We start from the raw sequence: 14,058 nt of genomic DNA, 5'->3' as shown, positions 1-14,058 counted from the left end.
AATACAGCTTTCATATGTCCATTATAGAACAAGCACTGGGATTCGTCAATAATTATTTTGACACGTTTCAAAAAAAGTGATAGAATAGCATCAGTATAAAGAAATTTACCATGGGAGGTGAAAAATGTATACAACAGGGCGCATATTTGCGATGCAGAAAGTAGCTGCTACAGTGGTCTCTCTGCATAGAAATTCGTAAAGAAGTACACACAAATAGAATACTAACTCATTCCGAACAAGTGTGTTAATCCGAAACGAAATAGAGGAGAATTGATATGAAAACACAACCTGTGACCTTCGCAGCAATGACAGATTTGCATCTGGACATTATGCACGATGGCATGATGCGAATAGATGCTTTTCTGGATGCTGCACAAAAGGCCGATGTCGATTTTATCATTCAGCTGGGTGATTTTTCTTATCCCAAGGACACTTCGACCTGTCTATGTGCACCGGAGAAAATGCCCATCAATCTCAAATATGCAATGGAATGTCCGACTGAAATACCAAAACTAGAGATTCTGAATAAATATAATTTGTTTTCCAAACCGAAGTATCATCTCCTCGGAAATCATGAGTGTGATTTTTGCTCCAAGGCAGATGCTCTGGAAATGTATGGGATGGAAAAGCCCTATTACTCGTTCCATCTCAAAGGCTGGCACTTCATCGTTCTGGACGGCAACTCTTATCGGGATGAACGCGGCGACCTTGTGGATTACAATTTTGGAAAATATTTTGAAACCACAGACCTCCCGTATCTTGGAGAACAGCAGCTTGTGTGGCTTCGGGAAGAAGTTCTTTCTGCGACAGAACCCATTGTGATTTTTTCGCATCAGCCGCTCTATGCCTGCCCTCGCGGACTCAGAAATGTTGACGACCTGCAGAAGATTATCCGGGAAGGCAGAGCAGCAGGAAAGCGGATTCAGTTTTGCATGAACGGTCATGTTCATCGGGATATCAGGCATTTTGAAAATGGAATTTTGTATTATACCCTTAACAGTATCTCCAACTACTGGGCGGGAACTGCGTACGCAACGCACCGTTACAGCTCTGAGATTGAAGCGAAGTTCCCAAATTTGCAATTTGTTGTTCCTTATGCAGATCCAATCTATGCAATTGTCACGTTGGATGAAAACGGTGTTTCGGTAAAAGGAGTAGAAGGTCATTTTGTTCCACCCTCTCCCGAAAAAACTGGAATCACTGTGCCGTTGACTCCTTCTGTTGCATCATGGTCTTTTGCATGGGACGAATTTGAGACACTTCAAGGTGATGTTTAATCACAAAAATACAGCCTCCGAGATATCGGCACTATGCCTAAACTCGGAGGCTGTATTTTATTTCATAGTGCGATTGTAGCTTTGAATGGCATAGATTAAGGCATCTTGTGGAGTTGCTGTGTCATTGTATACCGTATTGACCGCCATGCCTAAGATGCTTAAAAATCTGCGCTCATCAAAGCAGGTTGCTTTCTGCGGGGGAATACGATTGATCTTTGACTGTGCAATACACTTGTGAGAGAGTCCAAGCCAAGGATAGGTATCAAGGACCTCATAGTTGCTGTACGTTTTTTCGCAAGGAGAAACACTGCCTAGAAGGGTCATGGCAGTCGTAATCTCCTCGCTGCAAATCCATTTTATAAAATCAAATGCTTCCGTTTTGTTTTGGCTGTTTTTGGATACTCCAATACAGCCGCCACCCAGCAAAGAATTCTGCCCCGGAAGATATGTGTAACCGATTTTATTGATAATAACTGAATCGCTGTCCATCATCTCTGAGGCATAATTGCTGAAAATGATAGACATTGCTGTATCGCCTGCGGCAAACTCACGTGCCGATTCTCGCCACCAACTATTATATCGTTTGGGAGAATAATCCTTGGCTTCGATAAGTTCCTTCATGGATTGAATAGCGATGTCTGTGTTGAGGAGCAGATTTCCATTTGCATCGAACAAATCGTGCGAGTGACTGAAATACCGTGTTAGATATTCGGTTGCAGCAACGCCACTGTTTCCAAGTGTCAACGTTGTGCCATAGGTTGTGGGGGAATGTTCATTGAAACGTCTAGTGAAGAACCTCGCGATACGGTTAAAGTGCTCGAAATCTTGCGGCGGCGCAAGCTCTTCCTTATACTGTTCCTTATAAAGACGCTGCAGGACGGTGTTCTCAAACAAATCTTTACGGTAGAACAGTAACTGTGCGCTCGGTGTTTCAGGAAAGGCATAGGCAACGCCATTCACACTTGTGTATTGTGGAACAAGGCCGGGAATAAAAGGCTCGAACAACTGTTCAGCACTGGAAGAGGTCAACTCACTCAAGGGCGCAAAAATATGTTCACCAAACCATGAAAGCCATGTGTGATCCAGACGGATGACATCATAGGCATCTGTGTTTCCAAGGTCGCTCAGAATCTCGTGAATTCCATCATAAGAACAGATGGCGACTTTGATTTCGATTCCTGTTGCATCCGTGTAAATACGCGCCATGTTCTCCATAATTCGAGCCGTCGGGCTGTCTAGTGTCAGGATCGTTAGCCGTTTGCAAGTCGAACCCGGAATTTTGGATAACCAATTTCGCATCCCATCGTTATGCAAAATCATCGGTTGAATTTCGGATCGTTTGTTTTCTTTCCGCTTAATAAGCTGCTCTGCGGCACAGCGTCCCATCAGACGGTAGTTCAGCTCATATTTTTTACATCCGACCGATGGAATTGTAAAAAGCGGCGAAATGGTATAAATTGGCGAATGAAGATGAGGATAGAATGTCTTGCTGACATTACTGAAATTTTCTGCCAAGTGATAATTTGTCAGAACTACGGCATCAACTGGTTCAAGATCGTTCAAAACCTGCAAAAAATGGGTATAACAGTGCTGTGAATCGGTTTGGACATGGTGCAGGATGCAGTTTTTGGCTTTTAATGCAGCCGAAAAAGCCAAGTAAAATTCATTCTGACTGGAATAATCCAAAGTCTCAGTGATGAGAAGGATGCGACTGCACTTTTTAGATGTTAGCTTTTCTGCTAATTCTAAACCAGCTTTGGCGTAATCGAATCCAATATAGAAAGGGGAATCAAAGGGATTTCGCTCCACAAAGACAACATCCTGCTTTGGAATCCCGATTTCGTCATAAATGTTCCGGCCATCTTTTGTACAAGACGAAAATGTAGCAATTCCCGCCGTCATTTCGGAACGGATAGTTTGGAGTTGGACTTCCTCCTCTGCAAGCAAATCGTTTGAAAAATAGAGTCGAACGGAATAGCCACTAGATTCCGCATAGTTCTTAAAACTTAAAAAGAAGTCGGTATATCGTCTGTCATGCGCATTGGGTATGATTGCTGCCAGCAGCTTCGATGAGCCCTGTCGGAGTGTTTTGGCTCGTTGATTCATGGTATAGCCCAGTTTCGCACATGCTTGTTCAACCAGAATTATTTTATCGCTGCTGACGTTACCACGTCCGTTCAGCACATTTGAAACGGTGCCTTGTGCAACGCCCGCTTCTTTAGCGATATCTTTAATAGTAGGCATAATGTGATTTTCCTCCTAATTGGACACCTTCTCTATATTTACAGTATAATGGAGCATTTCGCAAAAAACTATTGAACTTTTTCACAATATTCAAGGGAGAACTTCTATGTTTTGTTGTATTGACACGTTTCAAAATGTGTGCCATACTAAAAACAAGGAGGTTATCGCCATGAATAATACGTTACATCTTTATAATCGTGATCGCGTTCAGGTAGCAGCACATCGGGGTGTTGCTGGCGTGAACATCCCTTGCAACACGATCCCGGCCTTTGATATCGCACTGAACGGCGGTGCAGCTATTCTGGAAATGGACTTATTCAAAAGTCTTGACGGAGAAATTTTCATCTTCCACACCGGAAAGGAGCCGTTTCAACTCGACCGTCACATTGACTTGACCCGGATGACCGCAGAGGAAATCCGCAAGCTGCGACTCATCAATGTAGATTTTAACGAGACGGAACATGGTCTGAACACGTTTGATGAAGTGCTGGAACACATGAAAAATCGCTGCATCCTGAATCTGGACCGTTGCGGCGCATTTATCCCGGACGTTATCAAGCAGGTCGAGCGTCATGGCATGAAGGAACAGATCTTGCTCAAAAATGCACCTACCAAAGAAGTTTTAAAGACCGTCGAAGAGGTTGCCCCGGATTACATGTTCATGCCCATCTACATGGAGAACGACACGGCCAGCGAGATGATCGAGTCCATGAACATCAACTACATGGGCGCAGAACTTGTGTTCTCGACTGAAAATGCCCCGGTGATCCAGCCGGAGTACATTGAGGCAATGCACAAAAAAGGACGTACTCTGTGGGGAAATGCCGTCCTTTACAATTATAAAGTTCCTCTTTCTGCCGGACACACCGACGATGTTTCCATGATGAAAGACCCGGCTCTGGGCTGGGGCTGGCTGGTCGAGCATGGCTTCGACATCATCCAGTCGGACTGGACCTATCAGTGCTGCCAATATCTGAAAGACAGCGGTGTGAACCGATGAGACTTCGCTTTTGAAAACCAGTAGCCGGAGATTCCTTCCTTGCATCACGTGTTTTTGATCTCGATAGACAGTCGTAAAAACAAAGGGAGATTTGAAAAATGAACAGACCAGTATTAGTTGTCATGGCTGCAGGTATGGGCAGCCGATATGGAGGAATGAAGCAGATCGACCCCGTCGGCCCGAATGGGGAAGTCATCATTGACTATTCACTCTATGACGCATATCGTGCAGGTTTCCGGACCGTCATTTTTGTTATCAAGCATGAAATTGAAGAAGCCTTCCATGCCGCAATTGGTGACCGCATTTCCAAAGTCATGGATGTCAAGTATGCGTTCCAGCAGTTGGACAATCTACCTGCAGGCTTTTCAGTTCCCGAAAACCGGGAGAAGCCGTGGGGAACTTGCCATGCAGTCCTTGCCGCAAAGGACCTGATTGATGGGCCGTTTGCGGTCATCAATGCCGACGACTATTATGGGCCGGAAGCGTTTCAGGTGATGTACGACTACCTGTCCACCCATCAGGATAGGGAAGTTTATGACTACTGCATGGTGAGCTATCTGCTGAAAAATACGGTCTCGGAAAATGGCAGTGTCGCACGTGGCGTCTGCGTTGCAAATCCGGACGGCACACTTCAAAGCGTTACCGAACGCACCCGTATTGAAACGCACGATGAGAAGATCTGCTATTCCGAGGATGGCGGTGCATCTTGGACGGAAATCGGCGGAAACACGCCTGTTAGCATGAACCTCTGGGGTTTTACCAAGAGCTTTTTGCAGGAAGCCGAGAATCGCTTTGCGGATTGGCTGACCGAGAATCTCCCGAAAAATCCGTTGAAATGCGAGTATTTTCTGCCGCTTGTCGTCAGTGAGCTGATCGACGAGAAAAAAGCGACCGTCACCATTCTTCACAGTGCGGACAAGTGGTATGGCGTGACCTATCGTGAGGACAAACCCACGGTCGTCAATGCCATCAAGAATAAAATTGAAGCCGGGATCTATCCGATGAATCTATGGGAGGAAAAAAAGTGAACGCTATCACAGAAAATATCCTGCGAGAAGCAGCTGATGCATTTGCCTTCGACCGTACAACGGGTGAAATTTCTCGCTATGGCGAAGGCCATATCAATGATACATTTGTCGTTTGGGCAAGCGACAAATGCAAGCGCTACATTATGCAGCGCATCAATACTGACACATTCAAGAACCCGAAAGAATTGATGGAAAACGTCTGCAACGTTACCAGCTTCCTGCGCAAGGTCATTCTGGAGAATGGCGGCGACCCGGAGCGTGAGACGCTGAACGTTATTCCGACCAAAGATGGAAAACCTTTCTATACTGACAGCGATGGCGGCACATGGCGAGCTTATATCTTCGTCGAGGATACTGTCTGTCTGCAAAAAGTCGAAAACGAAAATGATTTTTACACTGTAGCGGAAACTTTCGGCACGTTCCAGAATCAGCTGGCCGCATTTCCAGCTGCTACGCTGCATGAAACCATTGTCAAATTCCACGATACTCCTACGCGCTACCAGAATTTTGAGAAAGCTGTCGCAGAGGATGCAATGGGACGTGCGAAAGATGTTGCAGATGAAATCGCATTTGTTCGCTCTCGTGAGGCTGACTGCCATGTTCTGGTCGATATGCTGAGCAAAAATGAGATTCCGCTTCGCGTTACTCACAATGATACCAAGCTCAACAATGTCCTCATCGACAAAACGAGTAAAAAGGGTGTTTGCGTTATTGATCTGGACACCGTAATGCCCGGTTTGGCTGCATATGACTTTGGCGACTCCATCCGTTTTGGCGCAAACGACTGCGCCGAGGATGAACCCGATCAGAACAAGGTTCACTTTGACCTGCACTTGTTTGAGGTGTTTGCAAAAGGCTTCCTCTCGACCGCTGGAGCAACTATGTCCGAGCAGGAAAAGAGCAGTCTGGTCTGGGGCGCAAAGCTGATGACGCTGGAATGTGGAATGCGATTCCTTACCGATTATCTTGAGGGAGACCACTATTTCCGTATTAGTCGCCCTGCACAGAACCTTGATCGAGCACGCACGCAGTTCACCCTTGTTAAAGGGATGGAGGCTGCTTTCGCTGATATGATGCGTATTATTCAGAAATATTGATGCTATTCTCCTTCGGAAATCACAGCTCCGAAATAATGCATAAGGCCGGGATCGCTAGTTCGATCCCGGCCTTATGCTATCTTAAAGGAGAAATGTGTGAAAAGCTTACTGTAAACAGAAAAAGATGATTCCGGCGAAAATGATTAAAAGGATAAGAGAAAGCTGATTCTGCGTAATCATTATAGGAGGTGCCTCCTTGCACGTATAAAAGAGAAAGATGAATAAAGTTTGAACAAGAATACACTATAATTTGAAACGTGTCAATATAGGATATGTAAAATCCAAGTAGAATCACTGAAATTTGTTACTATGCACAAGTATTTTACATATATTTTGCTGAAATGACAATTGACACGTTTCAAGTTTTTGTGTAAACTACAGTTACAGTGAAATGCAGTGGGGACGCTGCACAAAGTATTTTTGCCAGAGATAATTAGAAGGAGAGTTTATCATGAATAAGATTTCTCGTCGTAATTTCCTCAAGGTTGCCGGAGCAGGTGCTGCCGCAATGGGTCTGGCCGCATGTGGTGGCAGCAGTTCTTCCTCTTCGAGTGTAGCTGCATCTTCCACTGCTGCAAATGCGGCAGGTGATACGCTGTCCGGTACGATTGAGTACTGGTCTAGCTGGAGTGAGACGGAGAATCAGGCATTGGTTCTGAAGCAGGCAGCTGACGCTTTCACTCAGCTGCATCCGAACGTGAAAATCAATTTTACCTTCAACGGCCGTGATAACCGCAACCTCGTCGTTTCCGCAATTGAAGCAGGCACCCAGATCGATCTGATGGATGCAAACATTGACAATGTTCAGAAGCTGTGGAGCGAGAACATTAAAGACCTCTCTTCTTACATTGATAAGACCTACGACACCACCAACGGCAAGGCATACAAAGATGTCGTCATTCCCAGCATGATCTCTCTGGCTGGTTCCCTGTTCGATGGTAAGACCATGTGCATTCCTTACATTCCGCAGGCATTCATGATCTTCTGCAACAAGGGTCTGCTGGAAGAGTGCGGTGTTACCGAGTATCCTCAGACTTGGGAAGAGCTGATGGATGCTTGCGAGAAGGTCAAGGCTGCTGGGCATATTCCTGTAACGACTGACTCGAACTACTGCACCAGCTGGGTTGGCTATTATATGTCTCGCCGTCTCGGTAACGATCGCGTGATGGAACTGGCAAAGGATAGCAGTCAGTGGGCAAGTGAGCAGGGTGTCAAGGACACCGCCGAGGCAATCGCTAACATGGCAGCAAAGGGCTACTTTGATCCCAACATTGAGTCAAACGTCTATCCCGCAGCACAGCAGGATATGGTTATCAGCGAGAACGTTGCAATGTACATCAACGGCACTTGGCTGCCGAACGAAGTTGCTGAAACTACTCCCGATGACTTCAAGTGGGGCGCATTTGCTTTCCCGGAAGTTCCTAACGGTGTCGAAGGCACGGAGGGTGGTTGCTACTCCACCTATGCGATCGCAGTCAATAAGGATTGCGATGATGCTGCAACACAGGCAGCAGTCGAATTCATCGTTTATCTGACGACCAGCGAGTGGGATCAGGAGTTTACCAATCAGGCAAACGCCATCCCTATGAACGTTGATCATGTCTGGCCCGAAAACCTGGCCGATGCTCAGGTCGTCCTGAACAGCTACACCTCCCGTTATCCTTCTCAGACTGCTATCATCACCAACAGCGACAGCAAGCAGATCATTGCAGATGCCTGCCTGAAGCTGATGGGCGGCTCGATCTCCGCAGACGAGTTCATCAAGATGGCAAGCGCATTCTAAATCAATTGTTTTTACAAAAGGGTAGGAGGTTTACGGCTTTCCTGCCCTTTTGCATAATGAAGGGAAAATAACGATGAAACAAACAAAAGCGTCTATCTTGTATTTTATGGGACCAGCCATGCTGCTGTTCTGCTTGATTTTTATTTATCCTGTCTCCCGAACCGCTATTATGAGCTTTTTCAGCGTGAAGAGCGTTACAAGCGCTGTTTCAACATGGTCTTGGGCAGGACTGGACAATTACATTAAGCTGTTCCATACGCCGCTGTTCATCACATCGGTCATAAATATCGGTAAGATCTGGCTGTACTGCGGTATTGCTTGCCTTGGGCTTGCAATCGCTCTGGCAATCATCCTGACAAGTGGTCTTCGCGGTCAGAAGTTTTTCCGTGCTATTATCTATATGCCCAACGTTATTGCAGCAGTCGCCGTTGGTTATATGTGGTTGCTGTATGTTTACAATGCAAAATTTGGCCTGTTCCACTCCTTTTTCACTGCCCTTGGCTGGGAGTCCATGGCGAACTTCCAGTGGCTTGGTACAGACCACATGTTCCTCTCAATGTGCATCGCTTATGTATTCAGCAATGTGGGCTACTTCATGCTGATGTACATTGCAGCTATTGAAAAAATCTCTCCCGATTACTATGAAGCCGCCACTATTGAGGGTGCAAATATTTTTGACAAATTCTTCCACATCACCCTCCCGCTGATTAAGGGCGTTCTTGGCACTTCTCTGGTGCTGTGGACTACCAAAACGATGGGCTTCTTCGCTTTGGCACAGGTTTTCGGCGGTGTAAGCACCTATACTCCGATGATGTATACCTACCAAACCCTGTTCGGCAGTGAGATTAGTGCAGACAGCATGAACACGGGTGTTGCAGCAGCAGCGGCCTGCATTATGACCATTGTTGTCGTCGCAGTTTCTACGATTTCTCGTAAGAGTATCAAAGACGATGGCTACGAACTGTAAGGAGGAAAACAGACAATGGCAAAAGCAAAAAAAGAAAAAATGGAAGCGAATCCTTTTAAGTTGAAGAAAGAACTTCCGCGTCTTCCGGGCTATATCATCGTCACTTTGTGGACGGCCTTTATCTTCTGCATGATTGGCTGGATTATCCTTGCATCTCTGTCTACTACAAAGGAAATCTTCACGGGTAGCCTGCTTGCGAGCGGACTGCATTTTGAAAACTACACTAAGGCACTTTTTACGAATAAAGCGGCTTTGAACCTGCTGAACTCTGTCATTTACACCGTTCCGTCGTGTATTTTGATCATTGTGGTTTGTGCACCGGCTGCATACTGCATGTCTCGTTTTAAGTTCCGTGGTGCTGGTTTGATTCAGGCTCTTATCATCATCGGTCTGGCAATCCCTAATATTATGATCGTCATGCCGCTGTTTTCTGTCGTTAGTGCGCTGAAGCTGTCTGGCACTCACTTTACTCTGATATTCCTGTACACGGCGTGCTCTGTTCCATATACGACTTTCTTCCTGCTGACCTTCTTCAAGGGAATCAGCACCTCGTTCGAGGAAGCTGCCGCTATCGACGGCTGCGGCCCGATCCAGTGCTTCTGGAAAATTATGTTCCCTTTGGCGCAGCCTGCTATTGTTACCGTGTCTATCTTTAACTTTATCGGTAAGTGGAACGAATACTTCATGGCTTTGATTTTCGCAAATAAATCCAATCTGCGCCCCATCGGTGTCGGCCTGTATCAGACCGTTACTTCCATGATGAACTCCGGTGACTGGGCTGGAATGTTTGCGTCTGTTGTCATCGTCTTTGTCCCGACGGTCGTTATCTACGCGTTCCTGTCGGACAAGATTATTTCTGGCGTCACCGCTGGCGGCAACAAAGGCTAATTATTTCGAGGAGAGGAGATTCCAAACCAATGGAACTTCATTTTACTGGCACTGGCGCTGCATATTATCCTCGGTTGGGCAGTAATGCGGCATTCTTTGTGAAAAACAATCATCTCTTTATGATTGACTGCGGCGAAAGCACATTTCGGAAAATGGAGGCGCGTGATGAGATTCGGACTTGTGACAAGATCACAGTTTTCATCACCCATCTGCACGCAGATCACATTGGTAGCCTTGGCTCATTTGCCTCCTACTGTTTGTCCGTTCTCCAAAAACGTATCACAGTCATCGCACAAGATGATACCGTAGTTGAAATCTTGAAGCTCATGGGTGTTCCTGCTGATATGTACGATTTCACGACAGATTACACCCAAATTTTTGAGGATGGTCTGCATGTGGAGGCTGTTCCCGTCAAGCATGCTTCTGATATGAAGTGCTGCGGTTTTCTGATTCGCGATGAGGACGAAACCATCTATTTCAGTGCAGATGCTTCGGAACTTTCAGACGATATCCTTCAGCAGTTCAAGCAGGGAAAAATTCAGGTTATTTATCACGATTGCACATTTTTGACGAAGGAAAGTCCGTCGCATTGTTCTCTGAAACGGCTATGTGAGTACATTCCGCCTGAAATGAGAAATCGGGTCTACTGTATGCACTTTGGTGGCGATTTTATGAGCCAGATAAAAGAAGCTGGTTTCCAAGTCGTCACAAGCGTGTAATACTGAAAAGAATGTGTTCTGCCAATGATTAGGTAAGGCAGAACACATTTCTTTTTACCCATCATGTAAAATTTGGGAAAAATATAGTTAAAAGCTAGGTGAACCCTGATGAATCTTCATACAATACGCGAAATAACATACGGAACGATTTTCTTCAGACTTTTTCTGTCTATCGTCATTGGCGGAGTTTTGGGCTTAGAGCGCGGACGGAAAAGCAGACCTGCGGGACTTCGCACCTATATCCTCGTCTGTCTGGGGTCAACCGTTGTGATGATGACGAATCAATATGTTTCCCAGTGTATGAACACGGGCGATCCGGTTCGTATGGGTGCGCAGGTCCTTTCGGGCATCGGCTTTATTGGTGCTGGCTCGATTATGAAAACTGGACGCAACCAGGTTCGAGGCATCACAACTGCTGCCGGCTTGTGGGCAGCAGCCTGCATCGGTCTGGCTATTGGCATCGGTTTTTACGAAGTTGCCATTGCAGGCGGCATCCTGATTTTCATTGTGTTGTCGCTCATGCAGAACATGGACTACTTTACACGGAAGCATACGAGTGTCATTGACATCTACGTCGAGCTTGAAAATCGTGAGTATATGGGCGAGTTTATCGAGTTTATGCGTGATGCCGGTTTGACCATGAGCAACTTGCAGATGGAGCCGGACTATCTCGGAACCAATTCGATCAACAGTGTTGCGTTTGTTGTCACCGTTCGCAGCCTTGAACATCGTCCTCATGACAGTATGATAGATACGCTCCGGCATATTCCGCATTTAAAATTTATCGAAGAACTATAAACGCCTATCGTGATGCCTTGCTTTTAACGAAGACGCTTCCAATTTGTAGAGAGGTATTTTTATGCTCAAGACGAAAAAGCTTTTTGTTTTAGTATTTCTGTTGCTGAACTGCATCCTTTTTAGTGCATGTAGCCAGAGCAAAGAAGTGGACTTTGTGAAAAAGTATAAAATAGATTTGAACACGATATCCGATGTCACCGAAGTGCTTCAAAAGGCAATTGATGAACTGCCTGATGATGGCGTGCTGTTTTTGCAGGACGGAACATATCCGCTGGCAGGTCGAATCGTGTTCAAAGAAAATATGACATTCAAACTGAGCGATAATGCAATTCTGCTAAACTGCAGTCAGGACAAGAATCCCATGATGGCCTACAACCACCCTTATAAGCACAACAAGGCTGAAGGCAACAGCAATATCATCATCGAAGGTGGCATCTGGGATATGAACGGTCAGCTGGATGAATCCGGAACGCCAAAAAATCTTCCCAATGCGGAGTCCATCAACGCTCTTGGCATCGGTTACGGAAGCAATATCACGATCCGCAATATTACTTTCCGGGATTGCTACAACGGACACGTGATTCAGGTTGCTGGCTCGGACAATGTTCTGATTGAAAACTGCCGTTTTGAAGGCCAGTCCTTCCGTGGAAGCGGCGACAAAACGCGCGAGCTTCTTCAAATCGAACCCGGTACGGTAAAGGGTTATCCCTATACGCTAGTGCAGAACAAAGCTCCCTCTACGAATGTCACGATTCGCAACTGTTATTTTGGTGGCAGTGAAAACACGCCGCACTATATGGCGGCCATCGGAACACACTCTCAGCAGGCAGGGGTGAAATGCTCTGATATCGTAATTGAGGACTGCACATTTGATAATGCCGCTTATACTGCCATTCATTTCATGGCCTATGACCGCATTACCATCCGTAACAATATCTTCACCATTACTTCGGATTCGGAGCAGATCGACCGCTACGGAATTTTGGCTGATACCTATGGTTCGTTCATCGACCCAACGGGTGCAGAAAGCACAACAGACTTTACCATCGAAGGCAATACATTTGATGTCAGTGATCCGAAGGCGACCGTTTTGGAGATTACCACAAACAATAAATCTCCGAAGCATATCAAAAATGTTACCATCAAGGACAACACACTGAAAGGTGTGAATGGTGGAAAAGCAATAGACCTGTATCTTTTGGACAATTGTACTATCAGCGGAAACACGATTGAAGGATTTGAACGTCCCATTGTCGCAAATTCTTGTGACGAGCAGCTCATATCGGATACGGACATTGTTACAGAATAATGGAGGCAGTTTATGCAAACGACCATCAGCAATGAATTTCTGACCGTGACAATTGATACGCATGGTGCAGAGGTTGTCAGTGTAAAAAATAGCAAAGGTGAAGAGCTTATCTGGCAGGCTGACCCTGCTATTTGGGATCGTCATTCTCCAGTATTGTTTCCGTGGGCTGGACGACTTGCCAATGGTGAATTGATTCATAACGGGAAGCACTATAGCGGTGGACAGCATGGTTTTATTCGTGATCTGGAGCATATCTTAAAGCAGAATAACGGAATTTCTGCTCAACTGATGTTCCGAGCAGACGAAGAAACGAAAACTCTGCGATTTCCGTTTGATTTTGAATTCACAAGTGTTTTCACTCTTGACGGGCATACGCTCCACCATGAAGTCCATGTGAAAAACTGCGGCGACGAGAATATGCGGTGTGGAATTGGCTTTCATCCGGGATTTAATATTCCGTTTGATGAAAACCACACAACTACGGATTATGAGATTCGGTTTGAGCAAGAGGAAAGCCCAATCATTTTGGATTGTCTTCCTCATGGTCTGCTCTCTGGAAAAAGTTTTTATCAATGGAAAAATACGCAGGCGATTCCACTGACGGATACGCTGTTTGATAATGATAGTTTCTGTCTCGCCGGACTCCGTTCCAAAACGATTGGAATATATGAAAAGAATTCTGAGCGAAAAATCATCTGCGATATTTCGGAATATCCGTATACGCTACTTTGGAGTGCACCTACGAAACCTATGCGATTTATCTGCATTGAGCCGTGGCAGAGTCTCCCAGCTGCAGAGACTGACACCTCCGAGTGGAATGAACATGCGGCAGCGGCTTGCATCGCTCCCAATGAAAGCTACTCTATAACATTACATACAACATTTGAAAGATAAATAGAAGGTCGTTGTATGAACTGTGAAATAAGGTGGCAGTCATAAACCAACTGG

12 protein-coding genes are annotated in these 14,058 nt (G+C 45.7%); 11 read left to right on the top strand and 1 reads right to left on the bottom strand.

The features are described 5' to 3' along the window. Positions 1-275: 275 nt before the first annotated feature. Positions 276-1,277 carry a metallophosphoesterase family protein gene (locus I5P96_RS11450; RefSeq protein WP_223382194.1) on the top strand — a complete coding sequence of 334 codons (1,002 nt, stop codon included), beginning with the start codon at positions 276-278 and terminating at the stop codon, positions 1,275-1,277. A gap of 57 nt (positions 1,278-1,334) precedes the next feature. On the opposite strand, the gene I5P96_RS11445 is transcribed toward I5P96_RS11450, so the two are convergent. Beyond that, a complete protein-coding gene (locus tag I5P96_RS11445; RefSeq protein WP_117506097.1) occupies positions 1,335-3,521 on the bottom strand; it encodes an extracellular solute-binding protein in 2,187 nt (728 codons plus the stop codon). A gap of 169 nt (positions 3,522-3,690) precedes the next feature. On the opposite strand from I5P96_RS11445, the gene I5P96_RS11440 reads away from it, so the two are divergent. From I5P96_RS11440 to I5P96_RS11395, 10 genes are all read left to right on the top strand, one after another. Continuing rightward, positions 3,691-4,521: a glycerophosphodiester phosphodiesterase family protein gene (locus tag I5P96_RS11440; RefSeq protein WP_055191411.1), complete on the top strand. Its 831-nt coding sequence runs from the start codon at positions 3,691-3,693 to the stop codon at positions 4,519-4,521. A 98-nt stretch (positions 4,522-4,619) separates the two neighbouring features. Beyond that, the gene (locus I5P96_RS11435) at positions 4,620-5,549 is read left to right on the top strand and encodes a sugar phosphate nucleotidyltransferase (RefSeq protein WP_117506098.1); all 930 of its coding nucleotides are present in this window, start codon (positions 4,620-4,622) and stop codon (positions 5,547-5,549) included. Continuing rightward, positions 5,546-6,646 carry a phosphotransferase enzyme family protein gene (locus I5P96_RS11430; RefSeq protein WP_223382192.1) on the top strand — a complete coding sequence of 367 codons (1,101 nt, stop codon included), beginning with the start codon at positions 5,546-5,548 and terminating at the stop codon, positions 6,644-6,646. The genes I5P96_RS11435 and I5P96_RS11430 overlap by 4 nt, the downstream gene beginning before the upstream one ends. A gap of 451 nt (positions 6,647-7,097) precedes the next feature. Then, positions 7,098-8,429, top strand: coding sequence for an ABC transporter substrate-binding protein (locus tag I5P96_RS11425; protein WP_117506100.1), 1,332 nt, complete (start codon positions 7,098-7,100; stop codon positions 8,427-8,429). A 73-nt stretch (positions 8,430-8,502) separates the two neighbouring features. Continuing rightward, the gene (locus I5P96_RS11420) at positions 8,503-9,396 is read left to right on the top strand and encodes a carbohydrate ABC transporter permease (RefSeq protein ID WP_117506114.1); all 894 of its coding nucleotides are present in this window, start codon (positions 8,503-8,505) and stop codon (positions 9,394-9,396) included. A 15-nt stretch (positions 9,397-9,411) separates the two neighbouring features. Continuing rightward, complete coding sequence (locus I5P96_RS11415; protein WP_117506101.1) at positions 9,412-10,284, top strand: carbohydrate ABC transporter permease; 873 nt, start codon at positions 9,412-9,414, stop codon at positions 10,282-10,284. A gap of 29 nt (positions 10,285-10,313) precedes the next feature. Then, the gene (locus I5P96_RS11410) at positions 10,314-11,003 is read left to right on the top strand and encodes an MBL fold metallo-hydrolase (RefSeq protein ID WP_117506102.1); all 690 of its coding nucleotides are present in this window, start codon (positions 10,314-10,316) and stop codon (positions 11,001-11,003) included. 108 nt (positions 11,004-11,111) lie between these two features. Continuing rightward, the gene (locus I5P96_RS11405) at positions 11,112-11,801 is read left to right on the top strand and encodes an MgtC/SapB family protein (protein WP_055191398.1); all 690 of its coding nucleotides are present in this window, start codon (positions 11,112-11,114) and stop codon (positions 11,799-11,801) included. A gap of 61 nt (positions 11,802-11,862) precedes the next feature. Further along, positions 11,863-13,110 carry a right-handed parallel beta-helix repeat-containing protein gene (locus I5P96_RS11400; RefSeq protein ID WP_117506103.1) on the top strand — a complete coding sequence of 416 codons (1,248 nt, stop codon included), beginning with the start codon at positions 11,863-11,865 and terminating at the stop codon, positions 13,108-13,110. 12 nt (positions 13,111-13,122) lie between these two features. Continuing rightward, entirely contained in the window at positions 13,123-14,004 is an 882-nt protein-coding gene (locus I5P96_RS11395) for an aldose 1-epimerase family protein (protein WP_117506104.1), read from the top strand. Positions 14,005-14,058 lie beyond the last annotated feature (54 nt).

The sequence above is a fragment of the Faecalibacterium prausnitzii genome (assembly GCF_019967995.1).
Taxonomy (GTDB): Bacteria; Bacillota; Clostridia; order Oscillospirales; family Ruminococcaceae; genus Faecalibacterium; species Faecalibacterium prausnitzii_E.
Note: the sequence above shows the minus strand (reverse complement) of the source record. Positions and strands in the feature narration are given on the sequence as shown.